At 38.0% G+C, this 22,110-nt stretch carries 24 protein-coding genes, 1 riboswitch and 1 other annotated feature; of the genes, 14 read left to right on the top strand and 10 right to left on the bottom strand.

Annotated features, from left to right (window positions below; all coding sequences use genetic code 11):
• Positions 1 to 3: 3 nt before the first annotated feature.
• The 3 genes from HXV90_RS12990 to HXV90_RS12980 all read left to right on the top strand — a co-directional run bounded on the left by HXV90_RS12990 (position 4) and on the right by HXV90_RS12980 (position 4,787).
• On the top strand, positions 4 to 1,674 hold the full coding sequence (locus HXV90_RS12990) for a methyl-accepting chemotaxis protein (protein WP_269897369.1): 1,671 nt from the start codon (positions 4 to 6) through the stop codon (positions 1,672 to 1,674).
• A 351-nt stretch (positions 1,675 to 2,025) separates the two neighbouring features.
• Positions 2,026 to 2,979 (top strand): L-threonine 3-dehydrogenase, encoded by a 954-nt coding sequence (locus HXV90_RS12985; RefSeq protein ID WP_004225462.1) that lies wholly within the window; start codon positions 2,026 to 2,028, stop codon positions 2,977 to 2,979.
• Positions 2,980 to 3,167: 188 nt separating this feature from the next.
• Positions 3,168 to 4,787, top strand: coding sequence for a long-chain fatty acid--CoA ligase (locus tag HXV90_RS12980; protein WP_066037065.1), 1,620 nt, complete (start codon positions 3,168 to 3,170; stop codon positions 4,785 to 4,787).
• Positions 4,788 to 4,830: 43 nt separating this feature from the next.
• Here the strand turns inward: HXV90_RS12980 and trpB are convergent, their stop codons facing one another.
• Together trpB and HXV90_RS12970 are read right to left on the bottom strand one after the other, a co-directional pair.
• Positions 4,831 to 5,994: a tryptophan synthase subunit beta gene (gene trpB, locus HXV90_RS12975; RefSeq protein ID WP_054549122.1), complete on the bottom strand. Its 1,164-nt coding sequence runs from the start codon at positions 5,992 to 5,994 to the stop codon at positions 4,831 to 4,833.
• Between the two features lie 58 nt (positions 5,995 to 6,052).
• Positions 6,053 to 6,252: a binding site (T-box leader), on the bottom strand.
• A 68-nt stretch (positions 6,253 to 6,320) separates the two neighbouring features.
• Positions 6,321 to 6,803: a QueT transporter family protein gene (locus HXV90_RS12970; RefSeq protein WP_048393417.1), complete on the bottom strand. Its 483-nt coding sequence runs from the start codon at positions 6,801 to 6,803 to the stop codon at positions 6,321 to 6,323.
• A gap of 6 nt (positions 6,804 to 6,809) precedes the next feature.
• Positions 6,810 to 6,854, bottom strand: a riboswitch (PreQ1 riboswitch).
• A 321-nt stretch (positions 6,855 to 7,175) separates the two neighbouring features.
• Between HXV90_RS12970 and HXV90_RS12965 the strand changes: the two genes are divergently transcribed.
• The 3 genes from HXV90_RS12965 to HXV90_RS12955 all read left to right on the top strand — a co-directional run bounded on the left by HXV90_RS12965 (position 7,176) and on the right by HXV90_RS12955 (position 10,098).
• A complete protein-coding gene (locus HXV90_RS12965) occupies positions 7,176 to 8,198 on the top strand; it encodes an ABC transporter substrate-binding protein (protein ID WP_054549123.1) in 1,023 nt (340 codons plus the stop codon).
• 84 nt (positions 8,199 to 8,282) lie between these two features.
• Positions 8,283 to 9,311, top strand: coding sequence for an ABC transporter permease (locus tag HXV90_RS12960; protein ID WP_009371612.1), 1,029 nt, complete (start codon positions 8,283 to 8,285; stop codon positions 9,309 to 9,311).
• On the top strand, positions 9,304 to 10,098 hold the full coding sequence (locus tag HXV90_RS12955) for an ABC transporter ATP-binding protein (RefSeq protein ID WP_269897368.1): 795 nt from the start codon (positions 9,304 to 9,306) through the stop codon (positions 10,096 to 10,098). The genes HXV90_RS12960 and HXV90_RS12955 overlap by 8 nt, the downstream gene beginning before the upstream one ends.
• Before the next feature lie 505 nt (positions 10,099 to 10,603).
• Here the strand turns inward: HXV90_RS12955 and ilvA are convergent.
• Positions 10,604 to 11,866, bottom strand: a complete 1,263-nt coding sequence (gene ilvA, locus HXV90_RS12950; protein WP_048393422.1) for a threonine ammonia-lyase IlvA — start codon at positions 11,864 to 11,866, stop codon at positions 10,604 to 10,606.
• A gap of 289 nt (positions 11,867 to 12,155) precedes the next feature.
• On the opposite strand from ilvA, the gene HXV90_RS12945 reads away from it, so the two are divergent.
• Complete coding sequence (locus HXV90_RS12945) at positions 12,156 to 12,899, top strand: TerC family protein (RefSeq protein ID WP_269897367.1); 744 nt, start codon at positions 12,156 to 12,158, stop codon at positions 12,897 to 12,899.
• Positions 12,900 to 12,940: 41 nt separating this feature from the next.
• Here the strand turns inward: HXV90_RS12945 and bshB2 are convergent, their stop codons facing one another.
• The 3 genes from bshB2 to HXV90_RS12930 all read right to left on the bottom strand — a co-directional run bounded on the left by bshB2 (position 12,941) and on the right by HXV90_RS12930 (position 14,834).
• Positions 12,941 to 13,630 carry a bacillithiol biosynthesis deacetylase BshB2 gene (gene bshB2 / locus HXV90_RS12940; RefSeq protein ID WP_048393426.1) on the bottom strand — a complete coding sequence of 230 codons (690 nt, stop codon included), beginning with the start codon at positions 13,628 to 13,630 and terminating at the stop codon, positions 12,941 to 12,943.
• Between the two features lie 13 nt (positions 13,631 to 13,643).
• Positions 13,644 to 13,994, bottom strand: a complete 351-nt coding sequence (locus HXV90_RS12935; protein WP_004225428.1) for a YojF family protein — start codon at positions 13,992 to 13,994, stop codon at positions 13,644 to 13,646.
• A gap of 558 nt (positions 13,995 to 14,552) precedes the next feature.
• Entirely contained in the window at positions 14,553 to 14,834 is a 282-nt protein-coding gene (locus HXV90_RS12930; RefSeq protein ID WP_048393429.1) for a hypothetical protein, read from the bottom strand.
• A gap of 196 nt (positions 14,835 to 15,030) precedes the next feature.
• On the opposite strand from HXV90_RS12930, the gene HXV90_RS12925 reads away from it, so the two are divergent.
• Positions 15,031 to 15,579, top strand: a complete 549-nt coding sequence (locus tag HXV90_RS12925; protein ID WP_004227610.1) for an acyl-CoA thioesterase — start codon at positions 15,031 to 15,033, stop codon at positions 15,577 to 15,579.
• A 45-nt stretch (positions 15,580 to 15,624) separates the two neighbouring features.
• Here the strand turns inward: HXV90_RS12925 and thiD are convergent, their stop codons facing one another.
• A complete protein-coding gene (gene thiD / locus HXV90_RS12920) occupies positions 15,625 to 16,455 on the bottom strand; it encodes a bifunctional hydroxymethylpyrimidine kinase/phosphomethylpyrimidine kinase (RefSeq protein WP_269897366.1) in 831 nt (276 codons plus the stop codon).
• A 175-nt stretch (positions 16,456 to 16,630) separates the two neighbouring features.
• Between thiD and HXV90_RS12915 the strand changes: the two genes are divergently transcribed.
• From HXV90_RS12915 to HXV90_RS12895, 5 genes are all read left to right on the top strand, one after another.
• On the top strand, positions 16,631 to 17,308 hold the full coding sequence (locus HXV90_RS12915) for a uracil-DNA glycosylase (RefSeq protein ID WP_103117405.1): 678 nt from the start codon (positions 16,631 to 16,633) through the stop codon (positions 17,306 to 17,308).
• Positions 17,309 to 17,383: 75 nt separating this feature from the next.
• Positions 17,384 to 17,560, top strand: a complete 177-nt coding sequence (locus HXV90_RS12910; protein ID WP_048393435.1) for a hypothetical protein — start codon at positions 17,384 to 17,386, stop codon at positions 17,558 to 17,560.
• Positions 17,560 to 17,826, top strand: a complete 267-nt coding sequence (locus tag HXV90_RS12905; RefSeq protein ID WP_048393438.1) for a YwdI family protein — start codon at positions 17,560 to 17,562, stop codon at positions 17,824 to 17,826. The genes HXV90_RS12910 and HXV90_RS12905 overlap by 1 nt, the downstream gene beginning before the upstream one ends.
• Positions 17,827 to 17,852: 26 nt before the next feature.
• Positions 17,853 to 18,233 (top strand): DUF423 domain-containing protein, encoded by a 381-nt coding sequence (locus HXV90_RS12900; RefSeq protein WP_103117406.1) that lies wholly within the window; start codon positions 17,853 to 17,855, stop codon positions 18,231 to 18,233.
• A 163-nt stretch (positions 18,234 to 18,396) separates the two neighbouring features.
• Positions 18,397 to 19,572, top strand: coding sequence for a M20 family metallopeptidase (locus tag HXV90_RS12895; RefSeq protein ID WP_103117407.1), 1,176 nt, complete (start codon positions 18,397 to 18,399; stop codon positions 19,570 to 19,572).
• 82 nt (positions 19,573 to 19,654) lie between these two features.
• Here HXV90_RS12895 and gerQ read toward each other — a convergent pair whose 3' ends face one another.
• Entirely contained in the window at positions 19,655 to 19,990 is a 336-nt protein-coding gene (gerQ, locus tag HXV90_RS12890; RefSeq protein WP_004227629.1) for a spore coat protein GerQ, read from the bottom strand.
• 22 nt (positions 19,991 to 20,012) lie between these two features.
• Positions 20,013 to 20,438 carry a cell wall hydrolase gene (locus HXV90_RS12885; RefSeq protein ID WP_004227631.1) on the bottom strand — a complete coding sequence of 142 codons (426 nt, stop codon included), beginning with the start codon at positions 20,436 to 20,438 and terminating at the stop codon, positions 20,013 to 20,015.
• Positions 20,439 to 20,683: 245 nt separating this feature from the next.
• Here HXV90_RS12885 and HXV90_RS12880 point away from each other — a divergent pair, with 245 nt between their 5' ends.
• Positions 20,684 to 20,854, top strand: coding sequence for a hypothetical protein (locus HXV90_RS12880; protein ID WP_004227634.1), 171 nt, complete (start codon positions 20,684 to 20,686; stop codon positions 20,852 to 20,854).
• Between the two features lie 462 nt (positions 20,855 to 21,316).
• Here HXV90_RS12880 and hemQ read toward each other — a convergent pair whose 3' ends face one another.
• Entirely contained in the window at positions 21,317 to 22,066 is a 750-nt protein-coding gene (gene hemQ / locus HXV90_RS12875) for a hydrogen peroxide-dependent heme synthase (protein WP_004227638.1), read from the bottom strand.
• Positions 22,067 to 22,110 lie beyond the last annotated feature (44 nt).

Genomic DNA, 22,110 nt, shown 5'->3' with positions numbered 1-22,110 from the left:
ATCATGCATTTTTTCCGTTTCATTAAGGTGAAGGACAAGTTACTTGTACTCATGATTGTTTGTGTATTATCGAATGTATTGCTAGGTGTATTCAGTGTAGATTATTTAAGGAAAATGTCGTGGCATGCAAGTGAGAGTTACACACAGGGACTTGTCCCAATTGGATGGCTAAATGAGCTAGAAGAATCACAGCGTCGATTAGATTTTATAGTAGATTCGAAGGGTGACGATAAAGAAATGACAGCCATTTTACAAAACATGGCGCAGCCTTTAGATCATCTAAATAGCCAAGAAATTGACAAGAAGATGAGTCATCAAATTAAGAAGTATAAGTCATTGCTTAAGAAGCAGGAAGAAGCCATTGAGAACTTTAAGCAATTGAACCATGGTGAGCTAGATCAGTTTTATGTGCAAACATTTATACCAATTAGTCAGGAGAGTCATGCATTATTAGAAGACACGCAAAATTATTTGGTTCAACGAGCAAAAGACCAACAGCAGGCTTATCAAAAAGATGTACAATTTGGCTACTGGTTACTAGGTGGCGTATGCTTAGCGGTTGTCTTGCTAGTTATCCTTATCGGCTTTATTGCAACGAAGGCAGTCAATGTGCCAACCCGTCAACTAAAGTCATTATTAAAACGAGCAGAACAAGGTGATTTCACTGCCAATGCAAGTTATGTAGCTCATGATGAGCTTGGTGAAGTAGTTCTGTCATACAATCAAATGGTAACAGAGGTGAAACGACTACTCCATACTGTCACAGACAGTGCTTATGAAGTAGAAGAAATGACAGGGAAATTGCAGAAATCCTCTGAGCAATCATCAACAACGACATTAAAAATAGCGAAGGATGTACAATCTATTTCAGAGTCAACGTCTGCTTCTTCTAGTAAATTAGCTTCGAATACTGCTTCCTTAGAGGAAGTTTTAAATGATGTACAGGTTATTTTAGAAAAGGTTCAGGTTGTAGAAAGTTTTGCACAAAAAACGGCCAGAGATGCAGAAAGTGGAACTGAAATTGTACAGGCTAATTTAACACAAATGCAAGCTATTAAGCAGGCGGTTGAAAAATCTAATACAGCTATCTTTAATTTAGTAGAGCGGGCTGCATCGATTGATCAAATGATTGAAGTAATAGAAAGAATAACAGCGCAAACTAATTTACTGGCTTTAAACGCTTCAATTGAAGCCGCTAGAGCAGGAGAGCATGGTAAAGGCTTTGCAGTAGTGGCTAATGAGGTTCGTAAGCTTGCAGAGCAAACTGTTCAATCGACACAAACGATTACATCCATTGTACAGAACATCCATTTAGATTCGAGTTATGCGGTACAAATGATGGAAGGGGTTTTAGTAGCGACTGAAAAAGGTGTAGCTGTTACAGGACAAACTGCGTCAAGTTTTGATCAAATTTTAGAAAAAGTACATACTATTAAGCCATATATTATGGAAGTATCTACTACGGTTCAAGAGATTGCCAATCACACGAAGAAGGTAAGTGAAGATGCGGGTATGCTGACAGCCTTATCCGATACGAATGCCGTGTCTACTAAGCATGTTGCTACGTTAACAGCTGATCAATTAACAGCTCAGCAACAGTTCCATAATTATATTAAGGAATTGCGCAAAGTATCAAAAGTTTTGCAAATAGCTGTCAAACGTTTTTCGATATAATTTAATATTAAAGAATAATATTCAAAAAGGGTCTTATTTGCAAAAAATAGCAAAGAAGATTCTTTTTTTGCATGGTTACAAAACTAGCTTATGAAAGTGTGAATGATTTGTGTTTTTGAGATGTACAAATGTGTTTTGTATATTTTTGTAGCACAATATTTTTCTTGTTCTCATATACTGTGAATAAGGGATTGTATGTTCTTTGTAAGGAATATTATTAATATAATTGTTGTATTTTCAAAACGAACACATTATAATGAATTTCATTGAAAGTGTTATTAAATCAATGTTTATTAATGTATTTTTGTACTTTCAGAAAGTACAATTGTTCACATGTGGAGGTTTTGGGAAATGAAAAAGATTATTGTTACTGGAGCACTTGGTCAAATTGGTTCTGAGCTAGTAGAAAAACTTCGTGGTATTTATGGAGAGGACAATATACTTGCTACAGACATTAGAAAGCTTGAACATACTAAGGGCCCATTTGAAATATTGGACGTGACAGATGGACAAAGAATGCATGATTTAGCAAAGGACTTCGGTGCAGATACGATGATGCATTTAGCAGCACTATTATCAGCTACAGCAGAGAGAAATCCATTGTTAGCTTGGAATTTAAATATGGGTGGATTAATGAATGCGTTAGAAGTTTCACGTGAGTTAAATATGCAATTTTTCACGCCAAGCTCAATTGGTGCGTTTGGTCCGTCTACACCTAAGGAAGATACACCACAGGATACTTTGCAAAGACCAACAACTATGTATGGGGTAAATAAGGTAGCGGGTGAGTTATTATGCGATTATTACTTCAATCGTTTTGGTGTTGATACACGCGGAGTACGCTTCCCGGGGCTAATTTCTTATGTAACACCTCCAGGTGGTGGTACAACAGATTATGCTGTAGAAATTTTCTATGAAGCCATCGAACAAGGCAAATATACATCGTATATTCAGGAAGGTACATTTATGGATATGATGTACATGCCAGATGCCTTACAAGCTATTGTAGATTTAATGGAAGCAGACGGTAGTAAGCTTGTTCATCGCAATGCTTTTAATATTACAGCCATGAGCTTCGAACCTTCGCAAATCGCGGCTGAAATCAAGAAACACTTACCAAATTTCACAATGAGCTATCAGGTAGATCCTGTTCGTCAAGCCATTGCAGATAGCTGGCCAAACTCTTTAAATATTGAAGCGGCTCAAAAAGAGTGGGGCTTCAAAGCAGAATATGATTTAGCTAAAATGACGGTAGATATGTTAGAAAAATTGAAAATTAAACTGCATAAAAAAGCAATTTCATAATAGATAGGCAACGGGTGAAGACTAGACTTCATCCGTTTTTTTATATATAAAAGAAAATTATTGGAATATATAGATTAAATTATGAAATTAAAATATAATAATATTCGGAATATTAATAGTATTCTGTTAAATTGTTTCTATGATATTTTCACAAGGGGAAATTCACAAATGAAGGGATGATGGGTTTTATGATGCAAGCACCATTAGTTTTAACTAGTTTTTTTAAACGAGCAGAGAGCTATTTTGCAAGAAAATCAATTATTTCACGGACAAGCCCACACAAAATACATCGTTTAACATATGGGCAGTGGGCAAAAAGAACGCGTCGTTTAGCAGATGCCCTTACGAAGCTTGGGATGACAAGAGGAACAAAAGTCGGCTCCTTTGCGTGGAATCAGCATCGACATTTAGAAGCTTATTTTGCTGTGCCTTGCTCAGGGGCAATCTTACACATGGTAAATATTCGTTTATCAGAAGAGCATTTGATCTATATTATTAATCATGCAGAAGATGAGATTTTAATGGTCGATGTAGATTTATTACCGATCATTGAAAATATTGCGCCAAAACTTGAGACAGTGAAACATTATATCATTATGACGGATGAACCAGCTTTGCCAAAGACTACATTACAAAATGTTTTATCCTATGAGGACATATTAGCTACTGCTGATGAAGAATTTCAATTTCCAGAGGATATTGATGAAGAAGCACCTGCCGGTATGTGCTATACAAGCGCCACAACAGGGAATCCAAAGGGGGTTGTCTATTCCCATCGGGGTTTAGTACTACACAGTATCATGCTGAGTATGTCTGACTCTATGGGAATTGCGGAAAGAGATGTCGTGATGCCGATTGTACCCATGTTTCATGCAAATGCATGGGGCTTGCCTTTTGCTAGTGTCAATGTGGGTGCTACACAAGTTCTACCAGGTCCGCAATTTACTTCAGCATTAATAATGGATTTAATCGAACAAGAAAAGGTTACATTAACTGCTGGTGTTCCAACCATTTGGATAGGTGCCTTACAGGAGCAGGAAAAGAAAGAACGAGATATTAGTTCTTTAAGAGCGATATGCTGTGGTGGATCGGCTTCACCAACTCGACTCATTCGGACATTTGAAGAAAAATATGGGATTCCTTATATTGTTGTCTACGGCATGACGGAAACTACACCAATCGTGGCATTGTCTAATTATATGTCATGGATGGAAGATTGGCCGATTGAAAAACGTATTGAAGCTCGAGCGATGCAAGGGATGACAATGGCAGGTATCGAATCTAGTATTATTAATGAGGCGGGTGAGGTACCTTGGGATGGCGAAACAATGGGGGAATTACGTTTAAAAGGCCCATGGATTTCCAACGAATACTATCGTGATGAGCGAACAGCAGATGCCTATCGAGATGGTTGGTTATATACTGGTGATATTGCTGTACGAACAGCAGATGGCTTTATTAAAATTACTGACCGTACGAAGGATCTTATTAAATCAGGTGGGGAATGGATTTCCTCTGTTGATTTGGAAAATGCGCTGATGACTCATGATGCCGTTTTAGAAGCGGCTGTCATTGCCATGCCCCATGCTAAATGGCAGGAGCGTCCATTAGCTTGCGTTGTATTGAAAGAGGGACAATCAGTAACTGAACCAGAGCTTCTTGCTTTTTTAGAAAATCAATTTGCCAAGTGGTGGGTACCAGATGCAGTCGTCTTTCTAGAAGAAATTCCAAAGACATCTGTCGGAAAATTCCTGAAAGCGAAGCTGCGAGATAATGTAGCAGAAATTTATCCTAAATCATTGGTATAGGTAAAAGAGCGATTTCCGTAAATGGAAGTCGCTCTTTTTTGAGTTATTTAGTTAGCATGTGGAAGACTTGTTCAACGTCTTTATCGCCACGACCAGAAATATTAATAATAATGCTTTCCTCAGATGATAAAGTTGGTGCTAATTTTAGAGCATGTGCGACTGCATGTGAGCTTTCAAGGGCAGGAATAATACCTTCAACCTTAGAAAGTACTTGGAAGGCATCTAAAACTTCTTCATTTGTCACGGTCACATACTCAGCACGACCGATTGTTTTCAAATGGCTATGCTCAGGCCCCGCACCTGGATAATCTAAACCAGCTGCTATTGAATAGGTAGGGAGTGGGTTACCTTCTGCGTCCTGAAGTACTAAACATTTGAAGCCGTGTAGCTCTCCTGGTGTTCCTTCGTTTAAGGTAGCAGCTTTGTCTGGCTCTATTCCAATAAGACGAACATCTTCGTCTGCAATATAATCAGCAAATGCCCCAATGGCATTACTACCGCCTCCTACACAGGCAAGAACAGCTGTCGGCAGCTTTCCTTCCTTTTCTAAAATCTGTTCACGACTTTCGCGGCTAATCACTGATTGAAAATGTTTAACCATTGATGGGAAGGGATGTGGTCCAACTGCTGAGCCTAATAAATAGAAGGTTGTTTCATAGTTTTCTACTAAATCAGCGAATGCCTCATCTACTGCATCCTTTAAGCGGCCTTGCCCTTTATCGACAGCTACAACTTTCGCTCCGAGAAGTTCCATGCGAAATACGTTCAATGCCTGGCGTTTTGTATCTTCCAAGCCCATATAAACCGTGCAATCCATTCCAAACATGGCACACGCTGTAGCTGTTGCTACACCATGTTGACCTGCCCCTGTTTCGGCAATCACGCGATTTGCTCCCATACGTTTAGCTAGTAAGATTTGTCCTAATACATTATTGATTTTATGGGAGCCTGTGTGGTTAAGGTCTTCACGTTTTAAATAGATTTTTGCGCCACCTAATTGCTTTGTTAAATTCTCTGCAAAATAAAGAGGGGATTTACGACCGACATATTCACGGAAATAGTAATCTAATTCTTGCTTAAAATCATCATCCTCTTTATACTTTTGAAAATTCTCATCTAGTCTATTTAAAACATTTTGAAGCTCCTTTGGAACAAAGCTTCCACCAAATTCACCGAAATATCCCTTTTTTTCTACTACTGTACTCATCTTAACTCGACTCCTCTATGCTAATTTTTCCAAAAAAAAAGCCACTCCAATCCCTCATAAAAAGGACGAGTAACCGTGGTGCCACCTTCATTCGCAATTTTTGCGCGCTTTCCTGCTCCGGTAACGGGGAGCGAAACGGCCTTACATTTGATAAGGCTGCTCTGAAGTCCATTCACAAGTCTGTACTACTGGTTTGCACCAACCACCAGCTCTCTAAAAGTAACAATGCTTGCTACTACTCTTCTTCCTTGCATTTATTAGAAAGAATTGTAGAGTATTTTCAGAATAGTGTCAAGAAAAAAGACGAATCTAAAAAGATCCGTCAGTTAAATCAAATTTTTAAAGTGAAGGCGTTTGTTTAAAACATACATAATCGGTGCACCTACAGCTAATACAACAAATTCACCCGCCGCGACTGTTAGCCAAGTCCAGAAAAATGGCAACTCTAAAGCCAAGTTCAGCTCAAAGGCAATGATAAACATAGTACATGTAAAGAGCAATGTATTAATAATTAAACGTGCCCAAATATTTTTGACAAATTTACAGATTAAAATAAACAGGCCAAGAGTAATCATTGAATGACCTACACCAAAAACTAAATCGTAAATGCCAAGTGGTGAAAAGAGATTAGAGATCAATACACCAATAATAATCCCTACGGCAAAGCGTGGATTAAAGGCCACTAAATGGTTAAACATCTCAGATACTCGGAACTGTACCTCTGTAAAACCAAATGGGGCAACAAGCATGGTTACAGCTATATATAGAGCCGCAATGATACCACTTGCTGCTAAAAATTTTATCTTCATATTCATTTCTCCTTAGTTTTTTTTCGTGGGATGGTTACGAACCACGGTGCTTTCACACAAGTAAATATTCTATTATAGATATCTAGTAGAAGTCAAATGTCAGACTTTGTCTATAATGTCCTATCGTCGCAAAATTGTCATAAATATTTTTTACTATGTTGAAAAAAGAAATCGATTAACTAAAACAGCGTAGTTTAGCGGTTTAAAGCGCCAAATTAAATGAAAAACTAAAATATTTTGTCACTTTTAAAAGTCAGAACATTCATAATGTTGTTGACGGAGCTCGATAATAACGATAATATAGCGATACATTCACACTTTGTTTGGATAAAGTGCGATAGATATTCGAGAATATAATCGGGGGGATTATTTGTGAAAAGCAATGTAAAGAAGTTGTCATTCCTTCTTTTTGGATTAGTGTTGCTTCTTGCTGCTTGTGGTAGCGGTGGCTCAGGTACAGCAGATTCAAAAGGAAATGAAAAAAACAATGCAAGTGAGAGCGGAAATGCAGATGATAAAACATATAAAATCGGGATTACTCAAATTGTTGAGCATCCATCGTTAAACGCAGCAACGGAAGGCTTTAAAAAAGCAATTGAAGATGCTGGTTTAAAAGTTGACTACGATCCACAAATTGCACAGGGAGATAATAGCCTTAACACAACGATTGCTAACAATCTAGTAAGTGCAAACGTAGATTTAATTTTTGCAAACTCTACACCTTCTGCACAAGCCGCTGCAACAGCAACAAGTGATATTCCAATTATTTTTACATCTGTTACAGATGCTGTTGGTGCACAGCTAATTGACTCAATGGAGAAGCCAGGGAAAAATATTACAGGCACAATCGATTTACATCCAGAAACGATTTCTAAAACTGTAGCATTCCTAAAAGAACTTGGTGCGAAAAAAGTAGGGATGGTCTACAATGCGGGTGAGCAAAACTCAGTTGCACAAGTTTCAGAAGTGAAAAAGGTTATGGACGAACAAGGTTTAGCGGTGGTAGAAGCATCAGCATCTACTTCAGCGGATGTAAAACAAGCGACAGAGTCTCTAATTGGTAAAGTAGACGCTTTCTATATTATTACTGATAACACAGTTGTTTCTGCATTAGAATCGGTAATTGATGTTGCCAATACGAATAAATTACCATTAATTGTAGGAGAACTAGATTCTGTAGCACGTGGCGGTTTAGCCGCTTATGGTTTTGAATATTTCGATATCGGTTATGAAGCAGGTCAAATGGCTGTGAAAATTTTAAAAGGTGAAGCGACACCTGCCGATACACCAGCACAATACCCACAAAATCTGAAATTATTAATCAATAAAAAAGTTGCAGATGATTTAGGCATCGAAATTAAAGATTCTTGGGGTGCCGAAATTCTAGAACAGTAAAACGAAGCGGGGTGCACTATCCCCGCTTTATCTTCATTTTACAAGTGATATAAATAATAAAGAGATTTAGGAGATGATTCAACGATGTTTTTAGCATTATTTGGCGCAGTGGAGCAAGGAATCATCTATGCAATTATGGCACTTGGTGTATATTTAACATTTCGGGTGTTAGATTTTCCGGATTTAACGGTTGATGGAAGCTTTGTAACAGGGGCGGCAACTGCAGCAACAATGGTTTTGCTTGGCTACCACCCAATCTTAGCGACTTTAGTGGCAATTGTTGCTGGATTTATTGCTGGATGTATGACAGGAATTCTTCACACGAAAGGAAAGATTAATCCGCTTTTATCAGGAATTTTAATGATGATTGCTTTATACTCGATTAATCTACGTATCATGGGGTTAACTGCAGAAAATACGATAGGTCGCCCGAATATTCCACTACTAAACTCTGAAACAATCTTTTCAAAGTTTCAATCTTTTTGGAGTAATTTAGGGATCGATGATGCTATCAATAACCTATTAAAAAGCATAGGCTTTCAGCATGTACCAGGTACATGGAGTGTGCTGATTGTTGTATTAATCATCACGATTTTAATTAAGTTAATAGCAGACTGGTTCTTAAAGACAGAGGTTGGGCTAGCTATCCGAGCAACTGGTGATAATAAACGAATGATTCGCAGCTTCTCTGCAAATACAGACACACTTATCATTTTGGGGCTAGGTCTTTCCAATGCGCTTGTCGCATTTTCTGGAGCTTTAATCGCACAATACTCGAAGTTCTCTGATGTTAGTATGGGGATTGGTATGATTGTGATCGGTCTCGCATCCGTTATTATTGGTGAAGCTATTTTTGGGACTAAAACTATTATCCGTACAACGTTTGCAGTTATTGCAGGAGCCATCATTTATCGTATTATATTAGCTTTAGCATTACGTGTAGATTTCCTTGATTCAGGAGACATGAAATTAATTACAGCGATTATCGTTATTTTGGCGCTGATCTTACCGCAATTTATTAATAAGAGTAAAGAACGTAAACGTAAAGCTAAACGTGCTGCAGAACTTTCACAAGTAAAAAAAGTAGAGCAGGGAGGTAATGGCCTTGCTTAAATTACATGGTATTAATAAGGTATTTAATGAAGGAACACCTGATGAGAAGATTGCACTTGCGGAGATAAACCTACATTTAAAGCCCGGTGATTTTGTGACAATTATAGGTAGTAATGGTGCAGGTAAATCAACGATGATGAATATGATTTCAGGTGCTTTAACACCCGATTTCGGTACAGTATTGATTGATGGTAATGATGTGACAAGTTTGCCTGAATATAAACGCTCTCAATACATTGGGCGTGTCTTCCAGGACCCAATGGCAGGAACTGCACCTACGATGACAATTGAAGAAAATCTAGCATTAGCATACTCTCGAAATAAGCATAGAGGACTACGCAATGGTGTGGACAAAAAGCGTCGTGAATTTTTTAAAGAATCACTAGCGATGCTTGGTTTGAATCTTGAGAATCGTCTTTCTGCTAAGGTAGGTTTACTTTCAGGTGGGGAACGTCAAGCTTTGTCGCTCTTAATGGCTACCTTCACAAAGCCATCTATTTTATTGCTAGATGAACATACAGCTGCACTTGATCCATCACGTGCAGAATTAATTACCCATATTACGAAGTATTTAGTGGAAAAAGATAATTTAACGACATTAATGGTAACGCACAATATGCAGCAAGCATTAGATTTAGGGAATCGTCTTATTATGATGGACAAAGGCCAAATCATTTTAGAAGTTGGTGAAGATCGCAAACATGAATTAACAATTCCTGATTTAATGTCCGAGTTTGAACGTATTCGTGGGGAAAAAATGAATTCAGACCGTGCTCTATTAGGTTAATATCGAAACGCTCATACACTTGTATGGGCGTTTTCCATAGTGTAAAAAATTTCATCCATAGTGTTTTTATGAATGGTGTAAATGAATGACCGTTGCAGGTTCCCTAATTTCATGTGTGGGGGGTGCCGATCTATCTTATGGGAGTCTAGTAGCCTTCCAATCCAGCTCATTAATTTAGCAAAGGTCCTCACTACTCTTTATGGAGGGCGTTGTCACACATCGTTTTTCCACATTGTTAGTATGATAGAAAATGAAAGGGCACAGTTTTAAAAGGGTTGATTGGAGAGGAGTTGCCCCTTAGGGGATTTAGCGGCTCATCAGACGCCACCTGGACGCTGGCGGAACAGATATCAATCTCTCGCCTAGCCAGAATGTCTCTTCCCGCAGACGATATTGTTTTTTCAACATCAACTAGTTTTAATAATTTTTATTTAGGGAAATTAAACGATCAATAAATTTTATCGCATAAAAAAGCCTCACTTTCAGAGAAGTGAGGCTCTTCATTTTAAACGAGTAAACCAAATAGTTGAATATCGTTGTTTACTTCTTTGTATTTGAAGCCGAATTCATCCATTCGGGCAAGTAGTCCTTCATATTCAGCACGATCACCTAACTCAATGCCGACTAGTGCAGGGCCACTTTCTTTATTATTTTTCTTGGTATATTCAAAGGTAGTAATGTCATCGTTTGGTCCAAGTACACTAGTGAGGAATTGACGTAATGCTCCGGCACGCTGAGGGAAGCTGACGATGAAGTAGTAAAGTAATCCTTCGTGTATAAGTGACTTTTCTTTAATCTCCTGCATTCGTCCAATGTCATTATTCCCACCACTGATGATGACAACGACTGACTTACCTTTAATTTCTTCTTTATAAAAATCAAGAGCTGCCACTGATAATGCTCCTGCAGGCTCAGCGATAATCGCATGTTTATTATATAGATCTAGAATGGTCGTACATACCTTGCCTTCAGGTACAAGAACAATATCATCTAAATAGCGACGGCAAACATCATAAGTATGATGACCGACGCATTTTACTGCAGCACCATCAACGAATTTATCAATCCAATCAAGAGCAACTGCGCCACCTTCAGCAAAGGCAGCCTTCATACTACCAGCACCAGCAGGCTCCACACCAATAATTTTACTAGCAGGAGAGAGATTTTTAATGTAGGCAGACACGCCTGACATTAAGCCACCACCGCCAATACTTCCGAATACGTAGTCGATTGGCTCCTCCATATCATTCATAATTTCTACCGCTACCGTTCCTTGACCAGCAATGACATCAAAATCATCAAATGGATGAATGAAGATTTTACCATGCTCTTCACAATAGCTCAACGCGCTTTCAGCAGAATCATCGAATGTATCTCCTGCTAAAATAATTTCCACATATTCACGTCCAAACATACGTACTTGGTCTATTTTTTGCTTCGGTGTTGTTTGTGGCATAAAAATGCTTGCTTGAATTTTTAATTGGGCACAGGCATAAGCTACACCTTGTGCATGATTGCCTGCACTTGCACAGACAACCCCAGCATCGCGCGCTTCATCCTCGATTTTTTTAATTTTATAATAGGCACCACGAAGCTTGAATGAGCGTACATGCTGTAAATCTTCGCGTTTAATATAAATATTAGCTCCGTATTTCTCGGATAAATAGTCGTTTTTTTGTAGTGGTGTGTGCACAACTACATCTTTTAAAAAATGATGTGCAATCAGGACATTCTCCACTTGCACGGTTCTAGTATCAGCAACTTCCATAGTATTCATCCTCCGTTATACGTTTAAAACATTTATCTATGATAGCACACTTTATTTGCTTTTTGTGATTAATTTTTAGTAAATTCTAAATTTTCCGTGTCTATTTTATGATGTAAGCGTTTTATCTTGATATAGCTAATTATTTTATAAAGAAGCAATGTCTCAGACCTAGAATTAGCTCAATTTAAGGGGAGAAAATCTGTTGTTTCAATTCTAAAAAATACTACTCTCATAACAAAAATGGTCAAGCATATACTAGATTAGCTTAGGACAAGTAGGAGGGTATGTAGTGGAAATCATTCAAGGAATTTTATCAACATATTGGAAGTTTTTTGATTTGGCGATGTGGCAAGAAGTACTAATGGACCCTGTCTCCTGGGGACTAATATCCTCATTAATTATTATAGAAGGTTTGCTGTCGGCAGATAATGCACTGGTATTAGCGGTACTAGTGAAACATTTACCAGATCAACAGCGAAAACGGGCATTAATGTATGGTATGCTAGGTGCCTATTTTTTTAGATTTTTATTTATTGGCATAGGTGTTTATCTAGTAGAATTTTGGTTTATTAAAGTATTAGGTGCTTTGTATTTAGGTTGGCTTTGTGTAGCTCATTTCCTTCACATAGGGAATGAGGATAGTGTAAAAGAGGTAAAGAGGTCAGGATGGATGGTGCGTCTTTTCGGCACGTTTTGGGCAACTGTCATTTCTGTTGAGCTAATGGATATTGCTTTTTCAATTGATTCAATCTTTGCTGCGTTTGCGATATCAGATCAGGTCTGGGTGCTTTTAATTGGAGGGATGTTAGGAATATTAATGATGAGGACGATTGCAGGTGTATTTTTAATCATCATTGAAAAAATACCAGAACTTGAAGCAACAGCCTTCATAATTATAGGTGTCATCGGCTTAAAAATGTTAGTAAGTGTTTTCAATATCCACATCCCTCATTATTTATTCTTCCTTTTCTTAGTGATTGCTTTTTCCATCACAATCATTGTGCATATGATGAAGAGAGTAAGATCTGCCTAATTAAAAAGTACTGTTCTCCAAAAATGAGAACAGTACTTTATTTATTTTACATATTTATCTGGGTCAACAATATAGAACTTTTCAACATTAAGCCAGCTCTCGCTCATTGGTTCGCCGTCATCAATACGTTTTTCAGTCTCCTGCATCATCCAACCAGTCTGAGACGCATGGGCTTGTAATGCTTTTAATTTGTCCATTCGCATTTCCCGAATATCATAGACCACATGTGGTTCACCATTTTTTTCAATCGTATCATTGGCGAAGGCACAACCGAATATTTGTGGACGAGCAGCCTTTGGCATACGACGTACAGCTTCAATTACAGCACGTGCTGTTGCTTCATGGTCTGGGTGGACAGCAAAGCCAGGTAAAAATGTGAAAATTAAAGAAGGCATTAGTTCTTCGATTAGCCCTTCCATTAATTTTACCATTTTCTCATCATCTTCAAATTCAATTGTTTTATCACGTAGACCAAGCATGCGTAAATCTTGAATACCCATCGCCTCTGCCGCTGCAACCAATTCCTTACGACGGATTTCAGGTAAAGACTCGCGTGTAGCAAAGGGTGGATTACCTAAATTACGTCCCATTTCGCCTAATGTTAAACAGGCATATGTAACAGGTGTATTCATTTTCTTTGTATAGTAGGCGATGGTCCCCGCAACTGAGAAAGCCTCATCATCTGGGTGAGGGTACACAATTAAAATATGACGTTGTGGTTGTAAATTCAAATAGTCGTCCCCCTTAGTAAGTAAATGGCGTTTCACTAATTTCAAGCGCAATCGCCAATTTTCCAGAGTAGTCTAGTCCAGCCATTAATAAACGGCCTAAATCATCTAATTCAAAATGTGTAATGCCTTGAGCATAAACCCAGCCATGAGGTAATTTTAAACCCACACGATGAGGTGCATTATCTACAACCTTAGCAAGCTCATAGTTAATTTTAGCATTGCGAATAAAAGCACCTGCATTAAAAAACTGTTCATCATAGTGTGCTGCATAAGATCCGTTTGTCGTCTCAAGATGAATATAAACGTCTTTGTTGGCGAAAGAATTCAGCAATTTTTGCAACGTCTCTACTTGTACTTCTTGCATCTTAACACTCCTCTCGATCATTTCTCCTTTAAGTATAGTAAAAAAAATTCGCAAAGGGAAATTGATTGCTTTGATAAAAAAATTGATGATTTATATTTACAAACCTTAGCGCCATTTTGTCCAAATTTTTGAGAGTGTGAAAATGAATCCTAGCATCCAGAGAAATAAATCATCATCTCTAAACCTATGACAAGTTCTTAAGCAATATTCTTGAAAAAATTATTGTAATGTATCAATATAGGGAGTGTGAAAATAAATATGTACAAACTGTGTCGTTTCGCATTGTATCCGTTTTCACATCTGAAAAGATATTGCAACCATGACTTCTTCCTAATTTGTGTGTGTAGACAGCTCCACCTGTTGAAGGTAGTATTATTTCAGAAATAATGAATTCTATCTTGGTACAATAGATGACGTTCCTTGAACAGGTTATGCAAGGTAGCTGTGAAAAAGGGAAGAAAAATGAAGCTCATTATCATAGTATAATAAAAACCGCGACTCTCTTTATGACGGAGAGTCGCGGTTTTTTATTGAAAATTAATGTAGGCTATGTATTTGTTAGTATCGATTGAGCTTTCGTTCTATTGTATCTAAACGATTATTAACATTTTGTAATTGTTTAAACATTTGCTTCATATAAAGATTTTGATCTTGGGTTTCAGTAGTTTTGGCTTGTGCCAATTCTTCCTCCTCCTGCAGAGCCAATATTGTGGCAAGGGTGGATAATGAGTAACCAAGTGTTAATATGATGGAGGCAATTACTTCAACTTTTGAAGAGGTGATTTCTCCAGCTAGTAAACCTGATTCTTCCGTTAAGTCTTCTACCTTGTTTTTTTTCATTTTTTCCCCTCCCATACAGCTAATATATGGGGTATGAGGCATTAACGTATCTTGTCCAATTTTAATCTTTATCGGATAAATACTCATCATTAAATAATTGTTTAGTATTTGTAATTTTCTAATAATTACATTGATTTTTCCATTTAAATATAGCATTATAGTAGGAATAAACAAGACGTTTAGAGGGGGAATTGGTGTGAATAAGGACTTTAAATATTGTAAGGAATCAAGAGTGATGCGTACAAGTCGTGTATTTCCAAACGATGTGAATAATCATAATACATTATTTGGCGGACGATTGATGAGCGATATTGATCAAGTTGCTTCCATTTCAGCTGCAAAGCATAGCAGAAGAGATTGTGTTACAGCCTCAACTGATTCAGTAGATTTCCTACATCCCATTCGCCCAACAGATTCGGTTTATTTCGAATCCTATGTAACTTGGACGGGAAGGTCTTCTATGGAGGTTTTTGTTAAAGTCATTTCTGAAAACTTGAAAACTGGGGAGAGAAAGGTGGCAGCGACTGCATTATTAACTTTCGTGGCATTGGATGAAAATAACAAACCAGCACTGGTCCCACGAGTAATACCTGAAACAGTAGAAGAGACAAAATTGCATGAAACAGCTTCAGAACGAGCGAAGGCCCGTGCTGAACGTAAAAAGGAAAGTAAAGCATTAGCGCAATTTATATCTATGAATGATCCATGGGATTATCGGCTAGAAATGATGGAGAATTATATGTAAAAAAAGAGGGATGTCTCAAATGACTTTGAGACATCCCTTTCATTCTTATATTTCTGTTACTGTTACGTGTGGAGCACCAAAGCGTGATTTCGCTCCATGCATGATAGGACCTACATATTCATTTAGCGCCCAGCCATGTGCAATAGCTGCCGATACAAACTCTTTTGCTTCAATGACAGAATCTTTAATAGTAAGACCATTCGCAAGATTCGCTGTGACAGAGGCAGCAAAAGTACAGCCTGCACCGTGGTTATTTGTAGATGCAACTTTTTCAGATTCTAATAAGTAGAATGTTTCACCATCAAAGAATAAGTCTATTGCTTTTTCAGTAGCTAGGGCTTTTCCACCTTTTATGACAACAGCTTTAGCTCCTAGTTCATGGATTTTACGAGCAGCAATCTTCATGTCGTCAATGTTTTTTGGTGTACCTGTGCCAGCTAATTGTCCAGCTTCAAACAGGTTTGGTGTTGTTACCGCTGCTAGCGGTAAAAGATGCTGAATCATGGCATCTGTGTTACCTGGATTCAGTACTTCATCGTCACCTTTACATACCATAACAGGATCGATGACAACATTTTTAGTCCCTGAATTTGCAATAGCCTTTCCAGCAATACGAATAATTTCTTCTGTTGAGAGCATTCCTGTCTTAATGGCATCAATTCCTGTGGAAAGTGCTGTGTCAATTTGCTTTTGTAGTAAATCAGTTGGCAAAGGTGTGACGTTATGTGTCCAGCCGTTAGGGTCCATTGTTACGACAACTGTTAATGCCACCATCCCATATGTACCGTGCTCTTGGAATGTTTTAAGGTCAGCTTGCATTCCTGCACCGCCTGATGTATCTGAACCAGCAATTGTTAATGTTTTTTTTAGAGTCATGTAAAGGATCTCCTTTATCGTTAAGAGTTATAAAATTAACATCTAGTATAGTCCGATTCTGATTCTATAAAAATAGCCAGAATACTATATTTTTATATGGTCAGTTTCAACTGATGCTTGAATTCATCTTTAATTTTTTGTACCGTTGTAAGAAGAGAAAGGGGCTTAATGAACGATGAAACAAGTATTCCCGAATGATTGGCAAGAAGTACTCAAAGAAGAATTAGAAAAACCATATTATCAAAAACTACGTCAATTTGTCGCAAATGAATATTCGACACAAACTATTTATCCACCAATCAATGATGTGATGAACGCATTCTATACAACAGCATATCATGATGTGAAGGTTGTTATTTTGGGACAAGACCCTTATCATGGGCCTAATCAAGCACATGGGCTAAGCTTTTCTGTTAAACCAGGTATTCCACATCCTCCTAGCTTACGGAATATGTTTCAAGAGCTACAGGATGATTTAGGCTGTCCAATTCCTCAAAATGGAACGCTAACAAAGTGGGCTGAACAGGGTGTTATGCTATTAAATACGGTGCTTACAGTTCGAGCAGGACAAGCGAATTCCCATAAAGAACAAGGGTGGGAGCAATTTACCGATGCTGTTATCGATCTATTAGCTGCAAGGGAAGAACCACTAATTTTTGTATTGTGGGGCAAACCAGCGCAACGCAAAAAGCAATTAATCCGAAAATATAAAACACCACATGTCATACTCGAAGCGCCACACCCAAGTCCATTAAGTGCTTATCGAGGATTCTTTGGTAGTAAACCTTATTCAAAGATAAATCAACAATTAGTGGAGTGGGGCAAGCAGCCGATTGATTGGTGTTTAGAATAGATTGGCACAAATCGTTTGCTTTATACGCTTTAGCAATCATGTTACATTTAATATAGAAGAAAGTGAGGGACATTGATGAAGGTGAATTGTTTTAAGTGTCAATTTTTTAAAGTAACCTGGGACCCTCAAAACCCACGAGCATGTGCAGCTTATGGCTTTAAAACAAAGCAAATACCATCCGTTGTTGTGAAGCAATCCTCGGGTGTAGATTGTTTAAAATTCGTACCAAAAGTAGAAAGTGGGAGAATGTAATGATTTCTTATCAGGCCGTTATACAGCAACTTGAAAAACAATTATCTTACGCAAAAAATGCGGGAAATGATCAGCAAATTCGTGAGGCACTTACAGCCATTCGAGCATTATGTGATGTGGTGTTAGATTCTTCAAGTGATGCACCATCTATCACTCCTCATAAGCATGTACCGCAAATGCTTGTATCAGAGTCAAAACCATCCACTTTATATACAGCAAAGATTGAAGAAGATGGAGCCAATGGCGATTCCATTTTTGATTTTTAATCCATTTTAAAGGTAGGGTAACGAAAATGAAAAGATTTATCGTGACAGGTGCTCTTCATGGCCTATTAGCAGTAGCATTCGGTGCATTTGGTGCACATGCTTTAAAGGAAATTTTAGATGAATATAGTCAAGGTATTTGGGAAACGGCTGTTCAATATCAAATGTTTCACGCTACAGGATTACTAATCATTGGTCTGTTAATGAGCTCTAAACTATTAGGTGAAGTGAAACAATTAAATCTAGCAGGTATTTTCTTTAACCTTGGTATTGTTTTCTTTTCTGGGAGCTTATATGTTCTGGCGATAAGTGGTATTAAAGTATTAGGAGCTATTACACCAATTGGTGGCGTACTATTTTTAGCTGGATGGCTACTTATTATTTTAACTGCTCTCAAGCATGCTCGCTAATTTTAAGCTGACTCTCTTACATTATTTGTAGGGGGGTTTTTCTTTGTTATGAGTCATCTTTCAAAGATAGGGATTTAAATCCTATCCATTTTGTAAGAATTTATAGTACACTACTAATATTACTTGCAATATTTCGAAAATACCAAAAGTGAGGTTACGTAGTATGGAAAAACTATTTACATTACTGGATGCTAACTATAATGAGATGGTAGGGATTCGTCGCCATTTACATGAATACCCTGAATTATCCTTTGAAGAAGTCGAAACGCCATCCTATATAGCTACTTTTCATAGAGAATTGGGTCATGTGGTTCGAGAAGGAGTGGGAGGACGTGGCGTCGTAGCGATATTACGTGGCGGAAAGCCGGGCAAAACGGTGGCTTTACGAGCTGACTTCGATGCATTAGCGATTCAAGAAGAAAATGATGTACCTTACAAATCTAAAATAGCTGGAAAAATGCATGCATGTGGACATGATGGACATACAGCTACATTGCTTGGGCTAGCTAAGGCATTGAATGCGATGAGGGACCAAATTGAAGGCAATGTCGTATTTATTCATCAGCATGCAGAGGAAGTGGCACCAGGTGGAGCTAAGCCGATGATTGAGGATGGTTGTTTAGAAGGTGTAGATGTTATTTTTGGTACACATTTATGGGCACCTACACCATTAGGAGAAATATTAGTGAAAGATGGAGCTATCATGGCTGCCGCGGATAAAGTAGAAATAACGGTACAAGGAAAGGGTGGTCATGGCGCAGAGCCTCATCATTCTATTGATGCAGTTACCCTAGCCTCCCAATTTGTCGTTAATGCTCAACAGCTTGTTTCAAGACGAATAGACCCATTGAAATCAGCTGTTTTAACAATCGGTCATTTTGAGGCAATTAATCCATTTAACGTTATAGCTGATCGGGTAGTTTTAGCGGGGACAATTCGTACATTTGAAGAAGAAGTACGCATACAAATGGAACAAGAGTTAGAAGCAGTATTAAATGCGACTTGTCTGGCATTTGGGGCAAGTTACGAATATCGTTACACAAGGGGTTATCCACCTGTTTATAACCATCAGAGAGAAACCGAGTTTTTGGCACAATTGGCGTCGACTGTACCAGGGGTAGATCAAGTAATAACATGTCCGCCATTTATGATTGGGGAAGATTTTGCGTATTATTTAGAAAAAGTACCAGGCACATTTTTCTTCACAGGAGCTAAAAAGCCAGAATGGGAAACGGCCTATCCGCATCATCATGCACGCTTTGATTTTGATGAACGTGCCATGCTAATTGCAGCAAAAACCTTAGGTAAAGCAACCTTAACGTATTTAAAAGAAAATTGAACATAGCGAATGATAAAAATCCGCATACGCCCATCGACTTTTGGTCAGTGAGTGTATTGCGGATTTTTACTTAGAGATAGAATTATGGATTTTGATTAAAGTAAGCCATTTCCTCATCATACTCAGCAAAATCGAAATAAATCATAGGGAAAAGAAAACGATGATTAGACTTAAGCTCACGAATAATGACATGATCTCGACCAGCTGCTTCTACCACACCACGAACAGTTTTTGTGTTTTTTCCCTGCTCTACTGCGTGCTCAAAAGAAAAATGGAAGGTAGCTGGTTTTCCACGGTTCAAACGCAAAATATTTTCTATATAGGACTCCTCACGGCCAGGTGGTCGTCCGCTCGGAAGTGTGACTGGAGGAGGAGTCATTTGTTGTTGCGTTGTTGGTGTCCAATAATAAGGCATCATCAATTATCAACCTACTTTCTTTTTAAATTTGAGGACAATCTTGTTCAGTTGGCGAGAAAAAACAATGGGATTTGAACCTGCCAGTATTCCATTGGCCATACCATTGTGCAGGACAATCACCTGCTGGCATGAAAAACCACAAAGAGCGGGTAGCTGGATGAAATCTTTCACCCTGAATCACCCTTTTAGCTAACCGGATATCTTGATCACGTGCTCTTTGATAAAAATAACCCTTTTGTGTTGCCTCAAAGCCTCCCGGACGCTGATAAACCATTTGTTCAATTGTTCGAATATCACCAAAATCTAAACAATCACCTCTTACACGATTAACACCAACATTCCCAACCATCAGCATGCCTAACTCTCCTTCGCCTTCTGCTTCGGCACGCATTAGTCTTGCAAGTAGGGCTGTCTGTGCATCATTCGTCTTAATAACAGCGATTTTCATACCTCCTCGCAGACAGTATATGCACGAAGGTATAGTAGTCATGTTCAATTTTGTTAAGAAAGACAATCACATATTAAAGTTACTATGCATATAGTAGTAATAACGACAAGTACGTAGAAAATACTTCAAATCCTGCAAGGCCCGATAGTTTTTATAGCAAAAAGGGTAAATAGAAAAAAATAGATTTAGGGGAACGTGAGATCAATGAATTGCATGTGTATCTAATACATGTGAGGTGATGGCTTATGGAAATTGGCGTTTGGTTTGGGATCTTATTAAGTGCAGTTCTGGCTTTTCTATTAGGGGAGTTTTATGGACAGCCGCTCCACTGGTATCTCTTTATTGTTATTATAGTGATTGGTTTTTTTATTCAAACGGTTATCTTAATTTTAAAAGTAAAGAACGAGAGCTCTTAATGAGGTATATAGAAGAAACGTGTTGAGGTTAAGAAAGTGTCATCGCTAAAAGATGGCACTTTTTTATATTGTGAGTAAAAGGGTGGAAAGCAGGGCATCAGGAAAAATGCCTTTACAATGCTTGTTTTAGCTGACATCCAATAAGACATAATTATTCTTGCCTAGTAAGTATATTAAAAATATAGCGTGACATACTAAAATTGACTTTATTTTTGCTTTTATGAAGGAGCGTTTCCATGCGTATTTTTAGTATGTTTGTAGCGATCATCATCAGCGCTTTTCTGGCAGTTGGAATAGCAGAATATTATCATCAACCATATAATTGGTATTTAGTTTTTCTTATGATTCTAACTGGGATTTTTATTCATATTATTATTTTAATATTCGAATCCGAGAATGCAGAAGAAAACGAAATTTAAAAATGCGAGTCCATATTGACGGACTCGCATTTTTAATTAGATATTAAACAGTTAAGAATTTAACCAATTTATCTTTATCAAGAAGGTTTCCGACGAAAAATTCCCCGAATTCGCCATAGCGTGCTGACACTTCGTCAAAGCGCATTTCATATACTAATTTTTTGAATTGCAGTACGTCATCAGCAAATAAAGTTACGCCCCATTCGTGATCATCGAAGCCTACAGAGCCAGTGATAATTTGTTTTACTTTACCAGCATAGCCGCGACCAATCATTCCATGTGAACGCATTAATGATTTACGCTCATCCATTGATAGCATGTACCAGTTGTCGTTCCCTTGACGGCGTTTATCCATTGGATAGAAGCATACATATTTAGCGCGCGGAAGTTCAGGATATAGACGCGCACGTACATGTGGATTTTGGTAAGGATCTTCATTTGACTCGCCAGCTAAATAGTTTGAAAGCTCTACCACAGATACATAAGAATATGTAGGAATTGTAAAATCTGCAATAGCTAATTTATTGAATTCTGCTTCAAGCTCTTGTAACTCATCCATTGTTTCACGCAATGTCATAATCATAAAGTCAGCTTTTTGACCAACGATTGCATAGAAAGCATGAGCACCTGTTTTAGCTACGTCTGCTTCGTTCAGTTTTTCTAAATAAGCAATAAATTCCTCTACTGCTGCTTGACGTTCCTCTGCAGAAACAAGTTTCCAAGATGCCCAATCAATTGAGCGGAAATCATGTAAAGCGTACCAACCATCTAACGTAATTGCTGCTTCATTCATTATTGAAAACACTCCTTTATAAGTGAATACCATTCAAAAATTAG

The sequence above is a fragment of the Lysinibacillus sp. JK80 genome (assembly GCF_027557635.1).
Classification (GTDB): domain Bacteria; phylum Bacillota; class Bacilli; order Bacillales_A; family Planococcaceae; genus Lysinibacillus; species Lysinibacillus capsici.
The sequence above is the reverse complement of the archived record's forward strand: the minus strand, read 5'-3'. Positions and strand labels throughout refer to the sequence as shown.